This is a genomic window from Microbispora sp. H10830 (genome assembly GCF_014161375.1).
GTDB classification, from domain to species: Bacteria; Actinomycetota; Actinomycetes; order Streptosporangiales; family Streptosporangiaceae; genus Microbispora; species Microbispora catharanthi.
The window spans coordinates 197,876-220,241 of the sequence record NZ_JABBWX010000013.1 but is presented as its reverse complement, the minus strand read 5'-3'; the positions used below and the strand labels follow the sequence as shown (position 1 = coordinate 220,241).

Genomic DNA, 22,366 nt, shown 5'->3' with positions numbered 1-22,366 from the left:
CGGAGGTGCGGCTCAGCGGTAGCCGAGGCGGGCGAGCTCCTCCCTGGCCACCTTCTCCACCAGTTCGGCGTCCTCGGCCGACAGCCGCCTGCGCCAGCTTCCCGGCCGGGGGATCGTCGTGCCGTACAGCGCGATCGTGGAGATCTTGGCCTCCAGGAAGGACGACACCGCGTCGATCGCCTCTCCTGGTGAGGCCACGATGTCCTCGTATCGCAGGGTGAGCAGGTGCTCGCCGGGCAGTTCGCGGCGCAGGGCGGCGCTCAGCCGTACGGCGCCGCGCCAGCGCAGGGCGCACTTGCCCGCGGGCGGCATCCCGGCCCAGCGCTCGCGGTGCTCGGCCGAGCGCACGCCGAGGAACGGGTTGGGAAACTCCGCGTCCTCGCTCAGCATGTGGGGCTTGACCCAGGTCATGCAGGCGGGGTCGGCGAGCATGTCGGCGACGACGTCGCGGCCGTCGCGGATGATCTGGATGAGCCGGGCGTCGGGGAACGCCCGCAGCAGCACCGGCGCGCTGTAGAGCAGGTCGGGGCTGGCGTCGCCGAACCGGGACAGCGTGCCCGGCCCGACGCACGGCCCCGCGCCGACGATGCCGCCCGCCTCCCGGCAGGTGGTCGTGCACTCCGCGCACGCCGCCGGGACCACCTGCCACGCCTCCGCCAGCACGTCGCGCAGCACCTGCGGGGCGCCGCCGCTGCGGGCGATCGACGGTCTCCTGGCGAAGGCGTAGACGACCCGGGCCACCGGGCCCCTGCCCATGGTCACGTGGAAACCGGGCGAGCGCTTGAGGGCGCGGCCCAGCAGGTCCGCGCCGGAGTGCGGCGCCGCGACAACGAACACCGGACGACGGACCTTGACACCGTTGACCACGAGGATGTGCGTCGGAGGTCGCATAGATACCGCTAAGTCTGACACCCTTTGAAGGGTGAGCGAGCGCTTCCGCGGCGGGGCGGGCGGTGACGCCTCTGTAACGGTCCCGAGTCTGCCTCGGCGGCTGCGGCCCGGCGACACCGTCGCGCTGGTCGCGCCGGCCGGCCCCGTCGATCCCGTACGGCTCGAGCGCGGCACCGAGGTCCTGGCCGGGCTCGGGCTGCGGGTCGTGCACGGGGCGTCGATCCTCGCCCGGGAGGGCTACCTGGCCGGGCCGGACGCCGCGCGGGCGGCCGACCTCCAGGACGCGTGGTGCGATCCCGAAGTGGCGGCGGTCATCTGCGCCAGGGGCGGCTACGGCACCACCCGGCTGCTCGGGCTGCTCGACTGGGACGCCATGGCGGCGGCCGGTCCGAAGATCCTGCTCGGATCGAGCGACATCACCGCGCTGCACCGGGCCTTCGCCGACCGGCTGGGCCTGGCGACGCTGTTCGGGCCGATGCCGGCGTGCGCGACGATCAGCGACCCGGAGGGGCCCGAGCCGGCCACCTTCGCCCACCTGCGCGAGGCCCTGTTCGAGGGCGGCACGCCCGCGCCGGTCACGGGCGATCGGGTGATCGTGCCGGGCCGGGCCGAGGGCCGGCTCACCGGGGGCAACCTCGCCCTGCTGGCCGCCCTGTGCGGCACGCCGTACGCGCTGCGCGCGCGTGGCCGTATCGTGCTGCTTGAGGACGTCACCGAGGAGCCGTACCGGATCGACCGCATGGTGACGCAACTGCTGCAGGCCGGGTGTCTCGACGGCGCGGCGGGCATCGTGCTGGGATCGTGGGTGGACTGCGGCGACCCGCTGCCCGTGCTGACGGAACTCCTGGCCCCGCTGGGCGTCCCGACCGTCGCGGGCCTGCCCGTCGGCCACGGCGCACCACAGATGGCGATGTGGTTGGAGACGAATGTGGCTATTGTGACCGAATCGTGCTCTGTCGCGGGCACCTTCCGCGACTCTGACGCGGCAACCTGAGACGCGCCCGGATGCGCCCGGGCCGTGGCGAAGGGATGGTGCGTTGGGACTCTTGCGGCGACTGCTCAGCCGGACGCGGCCGGATCACCCCGCCCCGAGACCCGTCGAGGACGTCGATCTCGACTCCCTGCTGGCCCTGGTCGCCGAGACCATGGGCTACACCTGCGCGTTCGCGGCCGACGGCACGTCGCTGACGCTGACCTCGCCCGAGCGTGAGCGGGTGGTGAACCTCGTCGGCCTGCGCCGGGAGGCCGGTCGCCGCGCCCGCGAGGACTGGCCGATGCTGGTCTCCGAGCATCTGGCCCACGCGGTGTCGGGCGAGCCGTTCGACGCCTGCAACCTCACGCCCATCAAGCCGCTGCTGCGCACGCGGGTCCACGCCGCCGACGACCCGGCCTTCCCCGATCCCTCCCGGATCATCGGCCGCCACCTCAGCGCCGACCTGATCGAGGTGCTGACCGTCGGCGCCCGTCCGGTGCGCCCGGAGGAGGCGTTCTGCTGGCCCATCCCGCCGGCCGAGGCGCTCGACGTGGCGATCGGCAACGCCCTGACCGACGAGCGGCCCACCGTGTCGCGGCTCGACCTGGCCGGGACCGAGGTCTCGCTGCTGACCGCGCCCAGCGCGGCGGCCCACCTGCGCCGCCTGACGGCGTACATGGACGTGCCCGAGGACGGCATGCTCGCCGTGCTGCCGCACCGGGGGATGGTCGCGGTGCACCCGGTGGCCGGCATCGGCGTGGTCCGCGCGATCGAGCGCCTGCGCATCTTCGCCCACCGGGAGCACGCCGGCCGGGCCGACGGGCTCAGCCCCCACGTGTACTGGTGGCGCCGGGGCAAGCTGACCCGCATCCAGGCCGACCTCATCAGCCACGACGGGCAGACCCGGCTGGTCGTCGCGCCGCCGCCGGAGTTCGCGCGGCTCCTCGCCCGCATCGCCGGCCAGTCGTAACGCCCGCCCCGGGCACGGGGCAGGGGCGGGGCGACGAGCACGGGAGGGGCGGCGCCGAGGGAGGCCGCGGTCAGGCCGTCCCCCGGCTCGTGCCCTGCGGGAAGTCCGGCCGGGCCGCGGGCCAGGCGAAGGCGGCGGCGGCCGCGTGCGCCTGACAGGCCGCCTCCTCGTCGGCCGTCCAGCCGAACGTCTCCCGCAGCGCGTCGAACTCCCGGCGCAGCGTCGTCCCCGAGGTGGTCCGCGTGTCGGTGCTGATGGTGACGTTCAGGCCCGCCGCCAGGAGCGCGTGGGCCGGGTGATCGGCCAGCCGGGGAACCGCGGCCGTCTGGACGTTGCTGGTGGGGCACATCTCCAGGGCGATCCGCTCGCGTCCGAGCCGGTCGAGCAGGGCCCGGTCGGAGGCGGACCGCACGCCGTGGCCGATGCGGCGCGCGCCGAGGACGTCGATCGCCTCCCAGACGCTCTCCGGGCCCGCGGCCTCACCCGCGTGCACGGTGCAGGGCAGTCCCGCCGCCTGCGCGACGGCGAATGCGGGCAGGTGCGGCGCGCCGGGGAACAGGCGCTCGTCGCCCGCCAGGTCGAGCCCCGCCACCACGTCGCGGTGCCGCACCGCGGTCTCCGCGACGGCGACGCTCTCGTCCGGCGTCTGATGCCGCAGGCAGCACAGCACCAGCCCGGTGCGTACGCCCGTGGCCGCCGCGCCGGCGGCGAGACCGCCGGCGACCGCTTCGACCGCCTCGTCCAGGGTCAGGCCCCGCCGGTCGTGCAGTTGCGGGGCGAAACGCGCCTCCCCGTACACCACGCCGTCCGCGTGCCAGTCCTCGACGAGTTCGCGCGCCGCGCGTCGCAGCGCGTCCGGCGTCTGCAGGACGCGCAACGGGAGGTCGATGAAGGTGAGGAACCGGGTCAGGCTGCCGCACCGGGCGGGCGCGGTCACGAGCGTGTGCGCGGGCCGCGTCAGCGTGATCCCCTGAACCCTGGCGAGATCGGCGACCGTGGCGGGGCGGACCGAACCGTCGAGATGGCAGTGCAGTTCGAAGCGCCCTCCCTGCCGCGGCGATGCGGGCGTCATGCGGCCCGGCCCGTTCCGGCGCACGTGGCGAACAGCAGGTCCTTGAAGCCGGCCTCGTCGACGCGGCGCACCATGGTCAGATTGGGCTCACGGGCCGCACGGCGGCGATCGACGATCATCTGCCCCCGGGCCTCGTCGCCGAGGGCGATCGTCACATGCGCCCGCTCCTCTTCGAGGACCAGATCGGGCCGCAGCGCCACGGCCATGGCGATCGGGTCGGGCAGGTCGTACCCGGCCAGGCCGGTGACCTCGCGCGCCCATTCGGCGACCGTCCGGTTGATCCGATGGGCGAAGGCGGCGATAGGAGTGCCAAGCCGTTCGAGACGCCGCTGGTCCTCCGGCGTCATGACGGCGTACTTGCGGGAGACGTCCCAGCCGACCCAGGTGACCGTGTCCGGGCGCGCCGCCCGCAGCACGACTCCGGCCGCCTCGGGATCCGCCCACACGTTGAACTCCGCGGTGGCGGTGATGTTGCCGTGGGCGTCCGCCGCGCCCGCCATGCAGTACACGTGCCGGAAGCGGCCGAGCAGGCCGGGCTCCCGCAGGAGGGCGGCGGCCAGGTTGGTCAGCGGGCCCAGGGTGACCAGGGTCAGCTCACCGGGGAACCGCCGGGTGTAGGACAGCAGGACGTCGGCCGCGTGCCCCGGTTGGGGACCGCGCCGCGGGCCGGGCAGGCCGATGTCGCCCATGCCGTCCTGCCCGTGCACGTGCTGCGCGGTGGACAAGGGTCTCAACAGGGGGCGGTCGCACCCTTCGTGGACGGGGACGTCGGCCGCTCCCGCGATCTCCAGGGAGATCAGCGCGTTGCGGGTGGCCGTCGGCAGCGGGACGTTGCCGGCCACGGTGGTGACGGCGCGCACGTCGCCCAGGCCGCTGGCGGCGGCCAGCAGCAGGGCCACGGCGTCGTCGGATCCGGTGTCGGTGTCGACCAGGAGAGGTGTCGGGGGCATGTGGGGGCTTTCCTCGTGTGGGGGCGGGACGGCGGATGCGGGCGAGGTGGGTCTGGCCGTCCGCGGACGGCTCACGTGGCAGTTCTAATCGTTTAGATGAGAGGATGCAAGCCGTACGAGGAAAGGAGCCCCTCATGGCCGTCACGCTCGCGGACGTGGCCCGCCGGTCCGGCACGTCCACGGCGGTGGTCAGCTACGTGATGAACAACGGCCCGCGCCCGGTGGCCCCCGCGACCAGGGAGCGGGTTCTCGCCGCGGCCGCCGAGCTGGGCTACCGCCCCAACCGGATCGCGCGGGCGCTGCGGGCCGGCACCACCGGGGTCGTCGGCCTGGTCCTGGCCGACGCGTCCAACCCCTACTTCGCCGCGCTGGCGCGAAGCGTCGAGCGTGCGCTGGAGAGGCGGGACACGCTGATGATGACGGGCAACGCGGGCTACCTCCCGGGCAGGCAGCAGCACCTGGTCGAGCGTTTCCTCGCGGCGCAGGTCGACGGTCTGATCGTCGTCTCCGCCGACGGCGGCGCCGACGTCGCGGCCCAGGCGGTGGCGGCGGGCGTGCCCTCCGCCTATGTCCACCACCGGCCGGTTCCGGGTCAGGCCCCGCTCGTGTCCGCCGACAACGACGCCGCGGTCCGCGCGGCCGTCGAGCACCTGCGGGGGCACGGGCACCGGCGCATCGCCTTCCTGTCCGGTCCGCACGACGCCGGCCCGGTCGCCGAGCGGCGGGACGCCTGGCAGCGCGCCGTCTCCTCCTCTGGTCCCGAACCCCTGCCGCTGCGCTGCGACTACTCGCGGGAGGCGGCGGCCCGGCTGACGGCGGAGCTGATCGCCGGGGGGACGATGCCGCGCGCCCTCATCGCGGCGACCGACGAACAGGCCATCGGAGTCCTCGCGGCCGCGTCGGCCGCCGGTCTGCCCATCCCCGGCCGCCTCGCCCTGATGAGCTGCGACGGGACTCCGGACAGCGCCTACACGGCCCCCGCGCTCAGCGTCATGGAGCAGCCGCTGGACGCCATGGCCGAGCAGGCGGTCGCACTCCTCCTCGACCGCGCGCCCGCGTCCGCGTCGCTTCCCGCGGCCCACCTGGTCGCGCGGCGCAGTTGCGGCTGCGACGCATGACCGCCGCGCCGAAAGGGCGCGCGGCGACGACGCCCATCCGGTGCCCGCCCGGCTGTACCGGTCGCTCGGGTTCCGCGAGTGCGCCAGGAGCCCCGGCTACCGCCGCTCGGCGTGGCGGGCCAGCGCCTGGGCCGTGCGGATGAGGTGGATGTGGGTGAACGCCTGGGGGAAGTTGCCGAGTTGGCGGCCTGTTCTGGGGTCGTATTCCTCGGCGAGGAGGCCGACGTCGTTGGACAGGGCGACGAGGCGTTCGAACAGTTCGACGGCGTCGTCGTGGCGGCCGGTCATCGCTCGGGCTTCGGCGAGCCAGAAGCTGCAGGCGAGGAAGGCGCCTTCGCCGCCGGGGAGGCCGTCGACGGGGTTGTCTTCCGCCACGGGGTAGCGCAGGACGAAGCCGTCGGTCATGAGTTCGCGTTCGATGGCGTCGATGGTGCCGGTGACGCGGGGGTCGTCGGGGGGCAGGAAGCCGACGATGGGGATCTGCAGGAGGGCGGCGTCCAGTTCGCGGGAGCCGTAGGACTGGGTGAAGGTGTTGCGTTCGGGGTCGTAGCCCTTGTCGCAGACCTCTGCGTGGATGCGGTCGCGCAGGGCACGCCAGCGCTCCACGTCGCCGCGCCGGCCCAGCTCCTCGATGACGCGGACCATGCGGTCGGCCGCGACCCAGGCCATGACCTTGGAGTGGACGAAGTGGCGGCGGGGGCCGCGCACCTCCCACAGTCCCTCGTCGGGCTGGTCCCAGTTGTGCTCGAAGAACTCCATGACCTTCGTGACCAGGGCCCAGGCGTGGTCGTCCGGCGCCATGCCCTGCTTGCGCGCCTGGTAGAGGGCGTCGACGAACTCCCCGTAGATGTCGAGCTGGAGCTGGGTCGCCGCGCCGTTGCCGATCCGCACGGGCACCGAGTTCTCGTAGCCCGACAACCAGTCGAGCGTCATCTCCGGCAGGCGGCGTTCGCCGGCCACGCCGTACAGGACCTGGACGTCCTCGGGGCGGCCGGCGATGGCGCGCAGCAGCCAGGAACGCCAGGCGGCGGCCTCCTCGACGTATCCGGCGCCGGTCAGCGCGTCGAGCGTCATGGAGGCGTCGCGCAGCCAGCAGTAGCGGTAGTCCCAGTTGCGCACCCCGCCCAGGTGCTCGGGCAGCGACGTGGTCGGCGCGGCCACGATGCCGCCGGTCGGGCTGTAGGTCAGCGCCTTGAGCGTGATCAGCGAGCGGACCACGGCCTCGCGCCAGGGACCCCGGTGACCGCATCGCGAGACCCACTCCTCCCACAGGAGCCGGGTCTCGGCCAGCTGCTCCAGCGGGTCGATCCGCTCCGGCTCCGGCTGGTGGGACGGGTGCCAGGTGAACACGAACGGCACCCGCTGCCCGGCGGCGACCGTGAACGTCGCCTCGTGCCGGTAGTCGCCGCCCCGCAGCGGGACGGCGGAGTGGATCCAGACCGAGTCGGGGCCGCCGATGGCGTGCAGGTGCCCGTTCCTTCGGCGCACCCAGGGGACGATGCGGCCGTAGTCGAAGCGGATCCGGATCTCCGTCGTCATCTCCACGGTGCCGGACAGGCCCTCGACGATCCGTACGAGATCGGGGTTGGCGTGCCGGGGCGGCATGAAGTCGATGACCTTGACCGCGCCCGTGGGCGTCTCCCAGACGGTCTCGAGGATGAGCGTGTCCTCGACGTACGCCCGGCGCGTGGCCTGCTCGTGTCCCGTGGGGGCCAGCCGCCAGAAGCCGTTGGACTCGTCACCGAGCAGCCGGGTGAAGCAGGAGGGGGAGTCGAACCGGGGCAGGCACAGCCAGTCGATCGAGCCGTCCCGGCCGACGAGGGCGGCCGACTGCATGTCGCCCACCAGGGCGTAGTCCTCGATCCGCATGCCCGTCACGCTACCGGGCGCAGGCCGTCCTCTCACCCGCGAGTGTGGCTGTCAGATGCTCGCCACCTTCGCCGTGCCGGCGCCGCGTACCTCCCGGCTCAGCGCCTGGGCGGTGTGGATCAGGTGGATGTGGCTGAAGGCCTGGGGGAAGTTGCCGAGTTGGCGGCCTGTTTTGGGGTCGTATTCCTCGGCGAGGAGGCCGACGTCGTTGGACAGGGCGATGAGGCGTTCGAACAGTTCGACGGCGTCGTCGTGGCGGCCGGTCATCGCTCGGGCTTCGGCGAGCCAGAAGCTGCAGGCGAGGAAGGCGCCTTCGCCGCCGGGGAGGCCGTCGACGGGGTTGTCTTCCGCCACGGGGTAGCGCAGGACGAAGCCGTCGGTCATGAGTTCGCGTTCGATGGCGTCGATGGTGCCGGTGACGCGGGGGTCGTCGGGCGGGAGGAAGCCGACGATGGGGATCTGCAGGAGGGCGGCGTCCAGTTCGCGGGAGCCGTAGGACTGGGTGAAGGTGTTGCGTTCGGGGTCGTAGCCCTTGTCGCAGACCTCGGCGTGGATGCGGTCGCGCAGGGCGCTCCACCGGCCGAACGGCCCGGTGCGGCCCAGCTCCGCGGCCCCCCGCGTTATGCGGTCCATGGCGAGCCACGACATGATCTTGGAGTGGACGAAGTGGCGGCGGGGGCCGCGCACCTCCCACAGTCCCTCGTCGGGCTGGTCCCAGTTGTGTTCGAGGAACTCGGCCCCCTTCATCACCAGCGACCAGGTGTAGTCGTCGGGCGGCATGCCCTTCTTGCGTGCCTTGTAGAGGGCGTTGACCACCTGACCGTAGACGTCGAGCTGGAACTGGCCGGCGGCGCCGTTGCCGATGCGGACGGGGCGTGAGCCCTCGTACCCGGACAGCCAGTCGAGCGTCGTCTCCGGCAGGCGGCGTTCGCCGGCCACGCCGTACATGATCTGGTGATCCTGGGGGCGGCCCGCGATGGCGCGCAGCAGCCACACGCGCCAGGCGTCCGCCTCCTCGACGTACCCCGCCCGCAGGAGCGCGTCGAGCGTCATCGCGGCGTCGCGCAGCCAGCAGTAGCGGTAGTCCCAGTTGCGCACCCCGCCCAGGTGCTCGGGCAGCGACGTGGTCGGCGCCGCGACTATCCCGCCGGTGGGGCTGTAGGTCAATGCCTTGAGCGTGATCAGCGAGCGGACGACCGCGTCCCGCCAGGGGCCCCGGTAGCCGCAACGGGCGGCCCAGTCCCGCCACACCTGCACGGTCAGGCCGAGCTCGGCGAGGGGGTCGATGGCCTGGGGCTGCGGCTGGTGGGAGGGGTGCCAGGTGAACACGAACGGCAGCCGCTGCCCGGCGGCGACCGTGAACGTCGCCTCGTGCCGGTAGTCGCCGCCGCGCAGCGGGACGGGCGAGTGGATCCAGACCGAGTCGGGGCCGCCGACGGCGTGCAGATGGCCGCCCGCCCGGCGTGCCCACGGCACGATCCGGCCGTAGTCGAAGCGGATGCGGATCTCCGTCGTCATCTCGACGACCCCGGACAGGCCCTCCACCACCCGGACCAGGTCCGGGTTGCCGGAGCGAACCGGCATGAAGTCGACCACCCTGGCCGTCCCGGTGGAGGTCTCCCAGTCGGTCGCGAGCACCAGCGAGTCCTCGACGTACGCCCGCCGGGCGGCCCTGTCGCGTCCTACGGCGGCCAGCCGCCAGAAGCCGTTGGACTCGTCGCCGAGCAACCGGGCGAAGCAGGAGGGGGAGTCGAACCGCGGCAGGCACAGCCAGTCGATCGAGCCGTCCCGGCCGACGAGGGCGGCCGACTGCGTGTCCCCGATCAGGGCGTAGTCCTCGATCCGCATGCTGCTCACCTACCCGCGCCGGACGGGGTGTCCCGCCGGACGCAGGACCGCATTGCGCTCGCCTCATCATGCCGGTTTCGTGCCCGGTGGCCGGGCGGTGTCCCCCGTGGGAGCCCACAGCTTCATGAAGACCTGCGTCACCGGGCCGATCGTCAGGGCGAACACCACCGTGCCGATCCCGACCGTGCCGCCGAGCAGCCAGCCCACGGCGAGCACGGTGATCTCGACGACCGTGCGGGCGAGCCGGATGGACAGCCCGAGCCGGTTGAGGCCCGTCATCAGGCCGTCGCGCGGCCCCGGACCGAAGCCCGCGTGGATGTAGAGCCCCGAGGCGGCGGCGATGGCGACGATGCCGCCCAGGAGGAAGGCCCACTGGACCGGCCAGGCCGCGGGCGCGGGGACCAGCGCCATCACCCCGTCGGCGCTGGTGCCGACCACCAGGACGTTGCTGATCGTGCCGAGGCCGGGCCGTTGCCGCAGGGGGATCCACAGCAGCAGCACCAGCGCGCCCACCAGGTTGATGCACAGGCCGATCGACCACCCGGTGCGCACCGACATCCCCTGGTGGAAGACCTCCCACGGGTCGAGGCCCAGCCCGGACCTGACGAGCAGGGCGATCCCGGCGCCGTACAGCGCCAGGCCGGTGTAGAGGCGGATGAGCCGCAGCGGGAGCGAACGGGGGCGGGGGAGGGAGAGTTCGGTCATAGTCGGCCCATCGTGCAGGCAGGCGGGGTTGCGGGAAAAGGGCCAATCAGAGAAATTGGCCTTTATGGACCGGCACCTCAGCGCTCACCAGCTCGCCAGGCTCGTCCGGAGCGGCACGGGAAAAGGCACGGGAGACACGCCGGACGTCCGGCCCTACTACCGGGCGCTCGCGGAGGCCGTACGCGGCCTCGTCCTGGACGGGAGGCTCGCAGTCGGGGTACGCCTGCCGGCCGAGCGGCACCTGGCCGAGGCCCTCGGTGTGAGCCGCACCACCGTGACCGCCGCGTACGACCGGCTGCGCGAGCAGGGCTACCTGGAGAGCAGGCAGGGATCCGGCAGCCGCGTGGCCCTGCCCGACCCGGGCGCGCTCGGGACCGACAACCCGTGGCTGGCGTCCGACGACGACGGGCTGCTGCCGCTGCACGCGGCCGCGCCTCCGGCGAGCGCCCTGCTCGGCGAGGCCATCGAGGAGGTGGGCCGGGCCTACCACAGGTACGCGCTGGGCATGGGCTACCACCCGGCCGGGCTCGCGCCGCTGCGCGAGGCGATCGCCCGCAGGTACGGCGAGCGGGGGCTGCCCACGCGTCCCGAGCAGATCCTCGTCACGGCCGGAGCCCAGCAGGCCGTCCACCTGCTGATGTCGGCGTTCGCCGGGCGGGGCGACCCGGTGCTGGTCGAGTCGCCGACCTACCCGCACGCGATCGACGCGGCCCGGATGCGGGAAGCCCATCTGGTGCCGGTCGGCGTGCAGGAGGACGGCTGGCACCTCGACCTGGTGAGCTGTGCGATGCGGCAGTCGGCGGCCCGTCTGGCCTACGTCATCCCCGACTTCCACAACCCGACCGGCCACCTGATGGCCGACGCCGCCCGCGCCGAGCTGGTGGAGGCGGCCCGCCGGTACGGCGTCACGCTGATCGCCGACGAGAGCTGGGCGGAGATCGTGCTGGACGAGACGGCGCGTGCGGCGCCGCTGGCCGCGTTCGACACCGATGGCCGGGTGATCAGCGTGGGCTCGGCCTCGAAGCTGTGGTGGGGCGGCCTGCGGGTCGGCTGGATCCGGGCGAGCGCTGCGACCGTCCGCCGCCTGGCCGCGCTGCGGGCCGCCGTGGACATCGCGGGCGCGGTCTTCGAGCAGCTCGTGGTCGCGCGCCTGTTCGAGCGGATCGAGGAGACGCGCGCCGAGCGCCGCCGTGCGCTCGGCGCGTCCTGCGCGGCGCTCGCCGCGGTCCTGCGCGAGGAGCTGCCCGGCTGGGCGTTCACGGTGCCGCGCGGCGGCGGCTCGCTGTGGGTGCGGCTCGACGGGCCGGTGGCGAGCTCGGTCGCCGAGGCCGCCGCCGCCCGTGGCGTACGGCTGGCTCCGGGCCCGTGGTTCGGCGTGGACGGCACGCTGGAGCGCTACCTGCGGCTGCCGTTCACCCAGCCGCCGGCCGTGATGGAGGAGGCGGTGCGCCGCATCGCCCGCGACCCCGCCGGTTATCGCCCGTGCGAGCCGCTCACGCCGACCCTGTGAGCGCTGGGTTCGGCCCTGTCTCTGTTCAGCCCTGTCCCTGTTCAGCTGGGCGTGGGCACGGGCGGCATGTGGTGCTCGGCCATCAGCGTGCGGAGCCTGCGGACGAACATCAGCATGACGAGCCCCGCCGCGATCGCGGCGAGCGCGAGGGCGAGGTAGTACACGGGCATCGGCACGACCTTGGTCAGCCGGTAGGCCTGGCCGCCGACGGAGTCGCCGAGGGCCATGGAGAGGAACCACAGGCCCATGAGCTGGTTCTCGAACGCCCGGGGGGCGAGCTTGTTGGTGACCGACAGCCCGGCCGGGCTGAGGAACAGCTCGCCGACGGTCTGGATGAGGTAGACCGACAGCAGCCACATGATCGAGACCTTCACTCCGCCGGAGGCGAAGCCGGCCGCGACCGACATGACGACGAAGCTCAGCCCGACGATCACCAGGCCGACCGCGAACTTGAGCGGCGTGCTGATCCGGGTGCCCGCCTTGAGGAACATCTCCGCGAAGAGGGGGGCGACGATGATGATCGCGAGCGAGTTGACGTTCCCCACCCAGCCCGGGGGGATCATGAAGCCGAGCACGTTCAGGTCGGTGTCGTTCTTCGCGAACAGCAGCAGGGCGCTGCCGGCCTGGTCGTAGACGAGCCAGAAGATCGCGGCGGCCAGGAACAGCCAGACGTACGCGAACAGCCCGGTCCGCTCCTCCTCGGTGACCTCGCGCGAGGAGAACAGGAAGGCGAAGTACGCGACCGGCACGGCCGCCGTCACGACCGTGAGCACGAGGGCGAAGCGGTCCACGGTGAGCGTGCCGCTGAGCGCCCACAGGGCCAGCGCGCCCGCGCCGACGGCGAGCGAGACGCCCGCGACGACCTTGAAGCGCCTCTCCTCGTCGGGCGTCAGGCGGTGGTCCGGCTCCTCGCCGGCGCCGCACAGGGTGGCCCGGCCCCGGACGTACTGCGCCAGGCCGATGGCCATGCCGAGCGCCGCCGCGCCGAAGGCGAGGTGCCAGCGGCCGCCCGTCTGAAGCCAGGGGACGATCATGATGCCGAGGAAGGCGCCCAGGTTGATGCCCATGTAGAAGATCGTGTAGCCGGAGTCGCGCCGGGCGTCGTCCTCGTGCCGGTACAGCTCGCCCACCAGCGCCGACATGTTCGGCTTGAGCAGCCCGCTGCCCAGCGCGATCAGCACGAGGCCGAGCCAGACGAACCCGTCGCCCATGGGCATCGCCATGCTGACATGGCCGCCCATGATGACCAGGGCGCCGCACAGCACGGTCCTGCGCGCCCCGAGCAGCCGGTCGGCGAGCCAGCCGCCCACGAGGGCGAGCAGGTAGACCGAGGCGATGTAGACGCCGTAGATGCCGACCGCGGTCGTCTCGGGCAGGCCCATGCCGCCGCGCGTGGCGGGCGCGGTCAGGAACAGCACGAGGACGGCGCGCATGCCGTAGTAGCTGAAGCGCTCCCACATCTCCGTGCCGAACAGCGTGGCCAGTCCCCGTGGATGGCCGAAGAACGTCCGCTCGCCCATCGGCGGACCCGATCTTCCGGATGCCATGCGATCCCCCCGATCACGCATCATCCCGTGTACCTTACCTGGCTTTATATCCCTTTTGTCCGAATCTGCTGGCGGCGCGAAGATCGAGCGGGGCGAGTCGCGACCGGAAGCGGTCGCGTGGCACAGTGGGCTGGGCACCGCTGCCGATCTGCGTGCTGCTGATGCGCCGCGAGACCGGGCTCACTCCTGCGGAGTACCGGCGCCGATTCGGCCCGGGGACAGACCGGGGACCGCACTCGCCGCCCTGGAACCGCTCGGGCGGCGGGGTTCTCGCCCGCTCGCCCGCGTCCGCTCACCGCCGGGGTCTTGTCCGTGGCGATCTCGTGTGGTGCGATGCATGCCACGCGTGCGAAATGCCCGTTGGGAGGCGCGATGACCGGCGTACTTGAGGAACGGGCCGCGATCGAGCGGGAGATCGCGGGCAGGACGGTGTGCGAGCAGCTCAGGTGGGCCGCGCAGGAGCATCCGGACTCGCCGGCCTACTCCGACCCGGCCGGTGACGGCTGGACGACCCTGACCTACGCCGAGGCGCGGAGGAGGGTGCTGCAGATCGCCGCGGGCTACGCCGCGCTCGGCCTGCGTCCGGGCGACGCCGTCGCGCTGATGCTGGTGAACCGCAGCGAGCACGTGCTGGCCGACCTCGGGGCCGTCCACGCGGGCGCCGTCCCCTGCTCGATCTACGCGACCTTCGCCCCCGAGCAGGTCGCGTACGTCGCCCGCGACGTCGGGGCGCGGATCGCGGTGCTCGGCGGCCCGGCCGACCTGGCCCGCTGGGAGCCGGTCCTCGGCGAGCTGCCCGCGCTCACGAGGATCGTCATGCTGGAGGGCGCCCCCGAAGGCGACGAGCGCTTCCTGAGCTGGGAGGCGTTCCTGAAGCTCGGCGCCGACGCGCTGGCCGCCGACCCCGCCGTTGTGGACGCGCGCTGGCGCGCGGTGACCCCGCAGGACACACTGGCCGTCCTCTACACCTCGGGCACGACGGGCAACCCCAAGGGCGTCCCGCTGACGCACGCGAACGTGCTGTTCGAGATCGTCACGACCCAGCGGATGATCCGCCTGCCCACGCACGGCACGCAGATCTCCTACCTCACCTACGCCCACATCGCCGAGCGGGTGCTCAGCCTGTACCTGCCGCTGGTCAAGGTCAATCACGTCTACTTCTGCACGGACATGGCGAACCTCGGTGCCACGCTCGGCCAGGTGCGTCCCGTGCTGTTCTTCGGCGTCCCCCGCGTCTGGGAGAAGATGACGGCCCGGCTGCAGGCGCTGCTGGCCACCCAGCCGCCCGAGCAGCAGGAGAGCGTGCGCGCCGCGATGGCCGCCGGGCTCGCGTACGTCGAGGGGCTGCAGCACGGCCACACGGTCACGCCCGAGGTGCGCGAGGCGTACGAGCGGGCCGACGCCGCGCTGCTGTCGGTCGTCCGCGGCCTGATCGGGCTCGACCAGGCCCGCTGGTGCGCGACAGCCGCCGCGCCGATGCCTATAGAGGTGCAGCGGTTCTTCGCCGGCCTCGGCCTGAAGGTCATCGACGTGTACGGCATGACCGAGACGACCGGCGCCTTCACCGTCAACTCGCCGGACGTCTTCAAGCTGGGCACGGTGGGCCGGGCCGAGCCGGGCGTGGAGGTGCGGATCGCCGAGGACGGCGAGATCCTCACCCGCAGCCCGCTCAACACCCGCGGCTACCTCGGCCTGCCCGAGGCGACCGCCGAGCTCCTCGACGACGACGGCTGGCTGCACACCGGCGACGTGGGGTCGATCGACGAGGACGGCTTCGTCCGCATCGTCGACCGCAAGAAGGAGCTGTTCATCACCTCCGGCGGGGAGAACGTCTCCCCGGCCGCCATCGAGGGTCACCTGAAGGAGCATCCGCTCATCGGGCAGGCTCTCGCGTACGGCGACCGCCGGCCCTACCCGGTGGCGATCCTCACTCTGGACGCCGAGGTGGCGCCCGAGTGGGCGCGGGCGCGCGGCATCGCCTTCGGTTCCCTGGCCGACCTGGCCGCGCATCCGGACGTGCTGAAGGAGGTCGAGGCGGCGGTCGAGTCCGCCAACCGCAAGCTCGCCCGGGTGCAGCAGGTCAAACGGTGGCGGCTGCTGCCCGTCGAGTGGACGGCCGAGACCGCCGAGCTCACCCCCAGCCTGAAGCTCAAGCGCCGGGTCGTCCACGCCAGGTACGCCGAGGTGATCGAGGAGCTGTACACGACCGGCTGATCACGAGGCGGGTTCTCCCGGCCGAATTTTCACGAGCCGAACTTTTACCGGGCCGGGAGTGTGTCGGGGGCGGGGCGGCCCGCGAGCGTGCGTACGGTCACGGGGCATGATGAGACCTCTGCTCGCGACGCTGGTCCTCGCGGCCGCGACGACGGCGGCGGCCGCGCCGGCCCCCGCCTCCGGTGACCTGGCCATCCGATCGGTCGAGGTGCGCCCGTCCGACCCCGTGGTCGGCCCGAGCGGGTCGGTGCGGCTGGTCGTCGACGTGGTGGCGCGCGGCGCGGACCGCGTCTCCGTCGTCCTGGAACCCGGCCGCGCCCCCTCGGGAGGCGACGAGCCCGGAGAGGAGCCCGGGAAGGAGCCCGAGCCGGACGCGACCCCCTCGCCGCCGTCCGGCGACGCCGTGCCGGTGCCGCCCGGCTCCCCGGACCCCGTGGTCTCCCCGGGCGCCGCCGTACCCGCGGGTGTGCCCCTGCCGGGCCTGGGCGGGCTGGCGTCCGCCGCGATGCCCGGCATGGTGGGCGCGTCGCGGACCGGCCGGCCGGTCCGCCGGATCTCGTCGGGGGAGTGGGAGACCTGGCGGTTCCTCCCGGACAAGCCGCTGTCGCGGTGGTATCCGAGCGGTCCGTGGACGGTCACCGCGACCGCGGTGAACGCGCGGGGCGAGCGGGCCGTCGCCCGGGTGGGGTTCAACCTGCGCCGGGCGACCGAGATCGAAGGGCTCAAGGTGGTGCGCGACGGAGACGGCGTGCGCGTCACCGGGACGCTGCTGCGGGTGGACCCGGTCGGGAAGGTCGACTACCGGCCGTTCGCCGGGCAGCGGGTCAGGATCTGCTTCCGCCCCGCGGGGTCGTCCCGCTGGAAGACCGTCGGAGAGGCGGTCACCCGCAGGGACGGCTGGTTCACCGCACGGGTCCGTGCGGACGGCGAGGGCGCGTGGCGTGCCGAATATGCAGGTACGTCCCGGTATGCCGCCGATGCCAGCCCGCAACGAGAAGCGTGAAATGCCGTCAGTGCCTCAAATGGGCACAAATTAGACGTAAAGGACAGTTACCGTTTTGTTATCTCTTTAATGAACGAGTGAGGCAACTTTTCTCTCCCTTGTGACGTCTATGACGTAGGTGCGTCCCAAACCGGGGGCGCTTTCCTGAACGGGGAGAGGAACACCCTCATGGTGAAACGAGCTGCTACCACCCTGGTAGCGGTCGCCATGGGCGCCACGGCGCTCGCGACTGCGCCCGCGTACGCGGACACTGTCGCGCCTACGTCGTCGCCCACGCCGAGCCCCACCGCCGGGGAGAACTTCCACAAGCCGTACACACCCGACCCGCGCATCGTGTCGGTCGACGTCGACCCCGACGTGGTCGTGGTGAGCAGGGGCCGGTCGGCCCAGGTCACCGCCCGGGTCACCACCAAGGACGTCCAGAGCGTGGACATCGACCTGTGGGGTCCGTGGGGCCACGGCGACCACGGCGGCGACCACTGGTTCGGCAAGCGACGGGGCGGCCACGACGACGGTCCGAAGTTCGACCGCGCCTCGCGCTCGTGGAGCTTCGACTGGAGCGACCGGGCGGGCACCTACCGCGTGCACGTCGAGGCCATCGGGCTCGACGGCAAGAAGTACACCGAGGACCGCTCCTTCACGGTGAAGCGCAGGGAGTGGCACGCGCCGCGCCCGTCGGGCCCGAAGGCGACCCGCATCGCGGGCTTCGACGCCACGCCCGAGCCGGTCCGCAAGGGCCGCTCGCTGACCCTCAAGGGCACGCTGCAGGTCGCCCAGTGCTGGGGTGACTGGTACTACGACGACTGGGACAACTTCTCCGGCCGTCGCGGCGGCGACCGCTACTGCTTCGACAGCCGCGACTACTGGAACGACTGGCACTGGCTGGGCTCGCAGGACGTGGAGGTCTACTTCCAGCCCTCGGGCTCCCCGAGGTGGCAGTACGTGGACACGATCGAGACCGACGGCGACGGCGACTTCGCCACCAGCGTCCGGGCCTGGCGGTCCGGCACCTGGGCCGTGCGGTTCGACGGCAACCGCCGGCTCAAGGGTTCCGAGGCGACCGACTACGTGAAGGTCTGGCGCCACTAGAAGACCCGACCGCGACGCCCGGTTCCCGTGAAGGGGCCGGGCGTCCGGCTTTTCTCTGACGCGGTTCCTGATTAAAGGTGACAGTTCGGGTAGAGCAGTCACGGCGTGTGCGCGGAACCTTCATAGTGAGTGAAGCACCGCGGTCACCAACGGCGAGCATCCGCTCGCACCGCGTGTAGGGGGTCTGGGTTTGATCCGACTGATGCTCGCCGAGGACATGCACCTCATCCGCAAGGCGCTGGTCGCTCTGTTGTCGAGTGAGGACGACCTCGAGGTGGTGGCCGAGGCGGACAAGGGTGAGGACATCGTCCGGCTCGGCTGCCTGCGGCGCCCCGACGTCGCGGTGCTCGACATCGGGATGCCCGGTGTCGACGGCCTCACCGCGGCGGCCGAGCTGCACCGCCGATTACCCTCCTGCAGGACCGTCGTCCTCACCGGGCTCGGAACGCCCATGGCGCTGCGCAAGGCGCTGGACGCCAACGTGCGCGGCTTCGTCGTGAAGGACGCCTCGCCGGGCCACCTCGTGGACTGCATCCGCCGGGTGGCGAAGGGGGAGCGGGTCATCGACCCCGAGCTCGCGGTGGCCGCGCTCGACGCCGACAGCAACCCGCTGACCGCCCGCGAGCTCGACGTCCTGGAGACCGCAGCCGGTGGCGCCACCGTCGGCGAGATCGCCGACCGCCTGTCGCTGTCGCGGGGCACGGTCCGCAACTACCTGTCCCGCATCCTCACCAAGGTCGGCGCCCGCTCACGCGTCGAGGCGATCCAGATCGCCTCCGAGTGCGGCTGGCTGTGGCCCGCGGCCGGCCGCGACATCGGCATCCTGCGCTACCGCTCCCGCCGCTAGCCTCCCCGGGCCCTCCCAGTGACCCACCAGGTCGGCGTACAGCGGTGAGGAGGTCACCATCTCCTCGTGCGTGCCGAGCAGGACGCGGGTGCCGTCCATGACCAGCACCCGCCGGGCCCGCAGGGCCGAGGAGATCCGGTGCGCCACGACGATCACCGTGCCCCCGCGCGCCGCGAAGGCCGCCTCCGCCCGCGCCTCCGCCGCGGGGTCGAGATGGCAGGTCGCCTCGTCGAGCACGACCAGCCGGGCGGGGGACAGGTAGGTCCTGGCCAGCGCGACGAGCTGCCGCTCGCCCGCGGACAGCTCGGCCGGGTCGAGCGGGCCGCCCGCGGTGCGCTGCGCGAGCTCCGCCAGCCCGAACGCCGCCACCGCCTCGTCCACCCGCTCCGGAGGCGTCCCCGGCGCGAGGTACGTCAGGTTCTCCGCCAGGGTGCCGGGGAAGACGTACGCCTCCTGGGGGATCAGCGCGCGGGCGGCCGGGTGGACCCGCGCGGCCGGGACGCCGCCGACGAGGATCTCGCCCTCGTCCGGGCCCAGCAGGCCGGCGACGAGCGCGGCCAGCGTGGACTTGCCGATCCCGCTCGGGCCGACGACGGCCAGGTGGTCGCCCTCGGGCACGTCGAGGTCCAGGCCGTCGATCACCGGCTCGGGGGCCTTCTGCCCGGAGGTGCCGTAGGCGAAGCGCACCCCGCGCAGCTCCAGGCGGACCCCGCCGGGCTCCCGGTCACCGTGCGGCACGGGCGGGCCGGGCGCGTGCAGGATGCGCTCCAGCGTGACGGCCAGGCGGACGCCGCTGACGCCGAGACCCTGGACCAGGCCGCCGAGGGCGGGGGAGAGCGACTGCATCACGTAGGTCAGCGAACCGAGGATCACCCCGCCGGTGACCCCCTGGCGCACCAGCCAGGGCGCGCCCGCGAGCAGGAGCACGACCGGCAGCCACGCTCCGACCGCCAGCGACAGCGTCCGTGACGCCGTCACCCGGGCCAGCGCCCGCGCGGCCCTCGCCTGCCGGGAGACCTCCCGCCCGACGCTCGCCGCGACGCGCGCCTCGCCGCCGCAGGCGGTCACGTCCCGCAGGCCGCTCGCCATCGCCGCCACCGCGGCCGCCGTACGCTCGTCGGCGACGATGAACTCGCGCTGACGACGGGCCAGGGCGGGCAGGGAGACCAGGAACAGGCCGAGCCCCAGGGCCACCGGCGCCAGCACGAGCGGGACGACCTCCGGGGCCAGGGTCGTGAGCCCCACCGCCACGCCGGCCACCGTGAACACGAAGGTCCTGACCACCGTGATGATCGCGCCGAAGGCGTCCCTGGCCAGCTCGACCTGGTGGTTCATCCGGGCGACCGCCGCGCTGTCGCCGCCCCGCCCGGCCCGCAGCGCCCCTGTCACCACGCGCTCCAGCAGGTCGTCGCGGAACGGCTCGACGATCCCGGCGATGAGCAGCAGCACCTGCCGGGCGGCCACCGCGGCCACCGCCCACGCGGCGGCGAGCACACCCAGCCACATCAGGCCGGCGCCGGGCCGCCCCGCCGCGAAGCCGTCGTCCACGGCCCGCGCGATCGCGTACCCGCCGGTCAGCGCGGGCAGGGCCTCCGCCACCGACCAGCAGGCCAGCCACAGCAGCCGGGAGGGTTCGCGCCGCAGGGCGCCCACGACCACCTGCCCGGCGGCCGCTCCCGGCCGCCCTCCTGCGGGCGCGCGGCGCCTCATGAGGCCTCCTCGGCCCGGAAGACCGCACGGTAACCGGGATCGTCCCACAGCCGCTCGTGCGTGCCGGTCGCGCGGACCCGCCCGTTCTCCAGCCACACGACCTGGTCGGCCTGCGCCGCCGTCGTCACGCGGTGGGCCACCACCAGGCGGGTGCGGTCGGACAGGCTCCCGGTGAGCGCCCGCCCGATCTGCCGCTCGGTCACCGTGTCCAGGCTCGACATCGCGTCGTCCAGGATCAGCAGCCGGCCGGCCTGGGCGAACGCGCGGGCCAGGCCGACCCGCTGGATCTCGCCCCCGGACATCGGCGCCTCGCCGACCGGGGTGGCGTACCCGAGCGGCAGCCGCCGGATGAAGGCGTCGGCGCGGGCGGCGGTCGCGGCCGCCCGCGCCGCGTCTCCGCTCCGCTCACCGGCGTCGTCCCCTGCGCCGAGGCCGAAGGCGACGGCCTCGCCCAGCGTCTCGCCGAACAGCGCGGGCCGCTCGAACGCGTACCCGACCGCGCGGCGCAGCGGCTCCCGGCCGATCTCGCGCAGGGGCACGCCGTCCAGCAGGACCGCCCCGCGTTCGGGATCGACGAGCCGGCCGGCGACGGCGGCCAGCGACGACTTGCCCGCGCCCGAGCGGCCCACCACCGCCGTGCACGTGCCGCCGGGCACGACCAGGCTGACACCGCTCAGCAGCCGCACGCCGTCGGCCCGCACGGTCACGTCGCGCAGTTCCAGGGTGCCCGAGCCCGGCGGCAGCGGCCGGTCCCCGTACGCCGGGGGCGGCACGGCGAACAGCTGCTCCAGCCGCTGGGCGGCCGAGCGGGCGCGGGCGATGCGGGCCGCGTACCCGAGCGCCGACCCCAGCCCCGCCCCGAGCACGACATAGCGTGCGGCGGCGAGCAGTTCCCCGACGGTGAGGCCGCCGGCCGACAGGCGCAGCCCGCCGACGGCGAGCACGGCGATCTCCAGAAGCGGGACGACGACGGCGGCCTGGACGCCGGCCCGCGCCTGCAGGCGCCACAGCGCCAGGCCGTGGGCGCGCAGGCGGGGGAGCGGGGCGAGCACGCGCGCGGCCTCGCGGTCCTCGGTTCCGGCCGCGGTGATGGTGCGGGCCCCGGCGAGCGCGCCCACCAGCATGGCCGCGATCTCCCCCTGGGCCTGCTGGTAGCCGCCTGAGGCCGCCGTGGTCCTGCGCATGAACGCGCGCAGCACGGCCACGATCAGGAGCAGACCGGCCACGAGCGTGACCGCGAGCCATGGGTCGATCAGCGCGAGGGCGACGACGCTGCCGGCCGCCGGAACGATCAGCGTGGCGGCGGTGACCACCGCCTCGGGGGTCCGTCCGGCCTCCTCGACGTTCACCCCGGCGCGGGTGACGATCTCGCCCGGTGTGAAGTGGCGGGTCACGCCGGCGCCGACGGACAGGGTGTGGGCCACCACCCGGGAGCGCAGCCATCGCGCGGCCCGCGCTCCGCTCACCCCGGCCGCGAGCACGCCCAGCGCGTCGCACGCGACGACCAGCGCGACCAGCAGTGCGGCGGTCGTGAGCGGGCCGGTGAACCCGGACCCGGCCTCGGCCCCGGCCCGCGCCTGGGTCCGCACCACGGCGTCGACGGCGCTGCCGAGCGCCGCCGGGAGCAGCAGGTCGGCCGCGGCGCCCAGCAGCGCCGTCGCCGCCAGCGCCGCGAGCCACGGGCCGCCGCGCCGTACGGCCCGCGCGATCAGCAGGTCCGCCGGACGAGAGCTCACCGGGTCCTCCAGAGGTGAAAGGCCGGACAGGACGGGGGACGGGGACGGCTCCCGCGGCCGGCCGGGGCCGGAAACGCGGAAGCCTGGGCGGCCGCGACGACCGCCCAGGACTCCCTCAGCGTGCTATCAGCCGCAGATCAGGCTGAGGCTGCTGTTCTCGTGCGGGGTGCAGCCCAGCAGGCTCAGGTTGCTGCCGCCGCCACCGCCGCCGGTGTGGCCGCCGGGAACCTCGAGGGTCTGCAGGTCGAGAAGCGCCATCTGGATCAGCTCCTTGTATGGGTTCCATCAGCCGGGGATGCGGCTGAAGTTCGTGT

The 22,366-nt window shown here is 73.6% G+C and carries 18 protein-coding genes; 8 read left to right on the top strand and 10 right to left on the bottom strand.

What is annotated here, in order from left to right; genetic code table 11:
• Positions 1 to 12: 12 nt before the first annotated feature.
• Positions 13 to 891 (bottom strand): sulfotransferase, encoded by an 879-nt coding sequence (locus HHX35_RS30230; RefSeq protein WP_182902062.1) that lies wholly within the window; start codon positions 889 to 891, stop codon positions 13 to 15.
• Between the two features lie 31 nt (positions 892 to 922).
• On the opposite strand from HHX35_RS30230, the gene HHX35_RS30225 reads away from it, so the two are divergent.
• Positions 923 to 1,885 carry an LD-carboxypeptidase gene (locus tag HHX35_RS30225; RefSeq protein WP_182902061.1) on the top strand — a complete coding sequence of 321 codons (963 nt, stop codon included), beginning with the start codon at positions 923 to 925 and terminating at the stop codon, positions 1,883 to 1,885.
• Positions 1,886 to 1,928: 43 nt separating this feature from the next.
• Positions 1,929 to 2,834, top strand: a complete 906-nt coding sequence (locus HHX35_RS30220) for a hypothetical protein (RefSeq protein WP_259405522.1) — start codon at positions 1,929 to 1,931, stop codon at positions 2,832 to 2,834.
• A 70-nt stretch (positions 2,835 to 2,904) separates the two neighbouring features.
• Here the strand turns inward: HHX35_RS30220 and add are convergent, their stop codons facing one another.
• Both add and HHX35_RS30210 read right to left on the bottom strand, forming a co-directional pair.
• Positions 2,905 to 3,906: an adenosine deaminase gene (gene add / locus HHX35_RS30215; protein WP_182902060.1), complete on the bottom strand. Its 1,002-nt coding sequence runs from the start codon at positions 3,904 to 3,906 to the stop codon at positions 2,905 to 2,907.
• Entirely contained in the window at positions 3,903 to 4,856 is a 954-nt protein-coding gene (locus tag HHX35_RS30210) for a nucleoside hydrolase (RefSeq protein ID WP_182902059.1), read from the bottom strand. The genes add and HHX35_RS30210 overlap by 4 nt, the downstream gene beginning before the upstream one ends.
• Positions 4,857 to 4,990: 134 nt before the next feature.
• Between HHX35_RS30210 and HHX35_RS30205 the strand changes: the two genes are divergently transcribed.
• Complete coding sequence (locus HHX35_RS30205) at positions 4,991 to 5,974, top strand: LacI family DNA-binding transcriptional regulator (protein WP_182902058.1); 984 nt, start codon at positions 4,991 to 4,993, stop codon at positions 5,972 to 5,974.
• 96 nt (positions 5,975 to 6,070) lie between these two features.
• Here HHX35_RS30205 and HHX35_RS30200 read toward each other — a convergent pair whose 3' ends face one another.
• From HHX35_RS30200 to HHX35_RS30190, 3 genes are all read right to left on the bottom strand, one after another.
• On the bottom strand, positions 6,071 to 7,843 hold the full coding sequence (locus HHX35_RS30200; protein ID WP_182902057.1) for a glycoside hydrolase family 15 protein: 1,773 nt from the start codon (positions 7,841 to 7,843) through the stop codon (positions 6,071 to 6,073).
• Between the two features lie 51 nt (positions 7,844 to 7,894).
• Positions 7,895 to 9,691, bottom strand: coding sequence for a glycoside hydrolase family 15 protein (locus tag HHX35_RS30195; protein ID WP_182902056.1), 1,797 nt, complete (start codon positions 9,689 to 9,691; stop codon positions 7,895 to 7,897).
• A gap of 66 nt (positions 9,692 to 9,757) precedes the next feature.
• Positions 9,758 to 10,396 carry a YitT family protein gene (locus HHX35_RS30190; protein ID WP_182902055.1) on the bottom strand — a complete coding sequence of 213 codons (639 nt, stop codon included), beginning with the start codon at positions 10,394 to 10,396 and terminating at the stop codon, positions 9,758 to 9,760.
• Positions 10,397 to 10,460: 64 nt separating this feature from the next.
• Here HHX35_RS30190 and HHX35_RS30185 point away from each other — a divergent pair, with 64 nt between their 5' ends.
• Positions 10,461 to 11,906 carry a PLP-dependent aminotransferase family protein gene (locus tag HHX35_RS30185; RefSeq protein ID WP_182902054.1) on the top strand — a complete coding sequence of 482 codons (1,446 nt, stop codon included), beginning with the start codon at positions 10,461 to 10,463 and terminating at the stop codon, positions 11,904 to 11,906.
• Positions 11,907 to 11,947: 41 nt separating this feature from the next.
• Here HHX35_RS30185 and HHX35_RS30180 read toward each other — a convergent pair whose 3' ends face one another.
• A complete protein-coding gene (locus tag HHX35_RS30180; protein ID WP_182902053.1) occupies positions 11,948 to 13,453 on the bottom strand; it encodes a peptide MFS transporter in 1,506 nt (501 codons plus the stop codon).
• A 372-nt stretch (positions 13,454 to 13,825) separates the two neighbouring features.
• On the opposite strand from HHX35_RS30180, the gene HHX35_RS30175 reads away from it, so the two are divergent.
• The 4 genes from HHX35_RS30175 (at position 13,826) to HHX35_RS30160 (ending at position 18,606) form a co-directional block, all read left to right on the top strand.
• Entirely contained in the window at positions 13,826 to 15,667 is a 1,842-nt protein-coding gene (locus tag HHX35_RS30175; RefSeq protein WP_182902052.1) for a long-chain fatty acid--CoA ligase, read from the top strand.
• A gap of 106 nt (positions 15,668 to 15,773) precedes the next feature.
• Positions 15,774 to 16,670, top strand: a complete 897-nt coding sequence (locus tag HHX35_RS30170; RefSeq protein WP_182902051.1) for a hypothetical protein — start codon at positions 15,774 to 15,776, stop codon at positions 16,668 to 16,670.
• 168 nt (positions 16,671 to 16,838) lie between these two features.
• Complete coding sequence (locus tag HHX35_RS30165) at positions 16,839 to 17,759, top strand: hypothetical protein (protein WP_182902050.1); 921 nt, start codon at positions 16,839 to 16,841, stop codon at positions 17,757 to 17,759.
• Positions 17,760 to 17,949: 190 nt separating this feature from the next.
• Positions 17,950 to 18,606 carry a DNA-binding response regulator gene (locus HHX35_RS30160; protein ID WP_142559420.1) on the top strand — a complete coding sequence of 219 codons (657 nt, stop codon included), beginning with the start codon at positions 17,950 to 17,952 and terminating at the stop codon, positions 18,604 to 18,606.
• Here the strand turns inward: HHX35_RS30160 and HHX35_RS30155 are convergent.
• The 3 genes from HHX35_RS30155 to HHX35_RS30145 form a co-directional block, all read right to left on the bottom strand.
• Complete coding sequence (locus tag HHX35_RS30155; RefSeq protein WP_182902049.1) at positions 18,508 to 20,316, bottom strand: ABC transporter ATP-binding protein; 1,809 nt, start codon at positions 20,314 to 20,316, stop codon at positions 18,508 to 18,510. The genes HHX35_RS30160 and HHX35_RS30155 overlap by 99 nt on opposite strands.
• On the bottom strand, positions 20,313 to 22,052 hold the full coding sequence (locus HHX35_RS30150) for an ABC transporter ATP-binding protein (protein WP_182902048.1): 1,740 nt from the start codon (positions 22,050 to 22,052) through the stop codon (positions 20,313 to 20,315). The genes HHX35_RS30155 and HHX35_RS30150 overlap by 4 nt, the downstream gene beginning before the upstream one ends.
• Before the next feature lie 126 nt (positions 22,053 to 22,178).
• The gene (locus HHX35_RS30145; protein WP_139573085.1) at positions 22,179 to 22,310 is read right to left on the bottom strand and encodes a SapB/AmfS family lanthipeptide; all 132 of its coding nucleotides are present in this window, start codon (positions 22,308 to 22,310) and stop codon (positions 22,179 to 22,181) included.
• Between the last annotated feature and the right edge of the window lie 56 nt (positions 22,311 to 22,366).

Bases quoted from the DNA above. Each gene is read 5' to 3' on its own strand.
- HHX35_RS30175 (WP_182902052.1), top strand. From the start codon at position 13,826: ATGACCGGCGTACTTGAGGAACGGGCCGCGATCGAGCGGGAGATCGCG.
- HHX35_RS30185 (WP_182902054.1), top strand. From the start codon at position 10,461: ATGGACCGGCACCTCAGCGCTCACCAGCTCGCCAGGCTCGTCCGGAGC.
- HHX35_RS30200 (WP_182902057.1), bottom strand. From the start codon at position 7,843: ATGCGGATCGAGGACTACGCCCTGGTGGGCGACATGCAGTCGGCCGCC.
- HHX35_RS30195 (WP_182902056.1), bottom strand. From the start codon at position 9,691: ATGCGGATCGAGGACTACGCCCTGATCGGGGACACGCAGTCGGCCGCC.
- HHX35_RS30230 (WP_182902062.1), bottom strand. From the start codon at position 891: ATGCGACCTCCGACGCACATCCTCGTGGTCAACGGTGTCAAGGTCCGT.
- HHX35_RS30180 (WP_182902053.1), bottom strand. From the start codon at position 13,453: ATGGCATCCGGAAGATCGGGTCCGCCGATGGGCGAGCGGACGTTCTTC.
- HHX35_RS30190 (WP_182902055.1), bottom strand. From the start codon at position 10,396: ATGACCGAACTCTCCCTCCCCCGCCCCCGTTCGCTCCCGCTGCGGCTC.
- HHX35_RS30210 (WP_182902059.1), bottom strand. From the start codon at position 4,856: ATGCCCCCGACACCTCTCCTGGTCGACACCGACACCGGATCCGACGAC.
- HHX35_RS30205 (WP_182902058.1), top strand. From the start codon at position 4,991: ATGGCCGTCACGCTCGCGGACGTGGCCCGCCGGTCCGGCACGTCCACG.
- HHX35_RS30155 (WP_182902049.1), bottom strand. From the start codon at position 20,316: ATGAGGCGCCGCGCGCCCGCAGGAGGGCGGCCGGGAGCGGCCGCCGGG.
- HHX35_RS30170 (WP_182902051.1), top strand. From the start codon at position 15,774: ATGATGAGACCTCTGCTCGCGACGCTGGTCCTCGCGGCCGCGACGACG.
- add (WP_182902060.1), bottom strand. From the start codon at position 3,906: ATGACGCCCGCATCGCCGCGGCAGGGAGGGCGCTTCGAACTGCACTGC.
- HHX35_RS30165 (WP_182902050.1), top strand. From the start codon at position 16,839: ATGGTGAAACGAGCTGCTACCACCCTGGTAGCGGTCGCCATGGGCGCC.
- HHX35_RS30145 (WP_139573085.1), bottom strand. From the start codon at position 22,310: ATGGCGCTTCTCGACCTGCAGACCCTCGAGGTTCCCGGCGGCCACACC.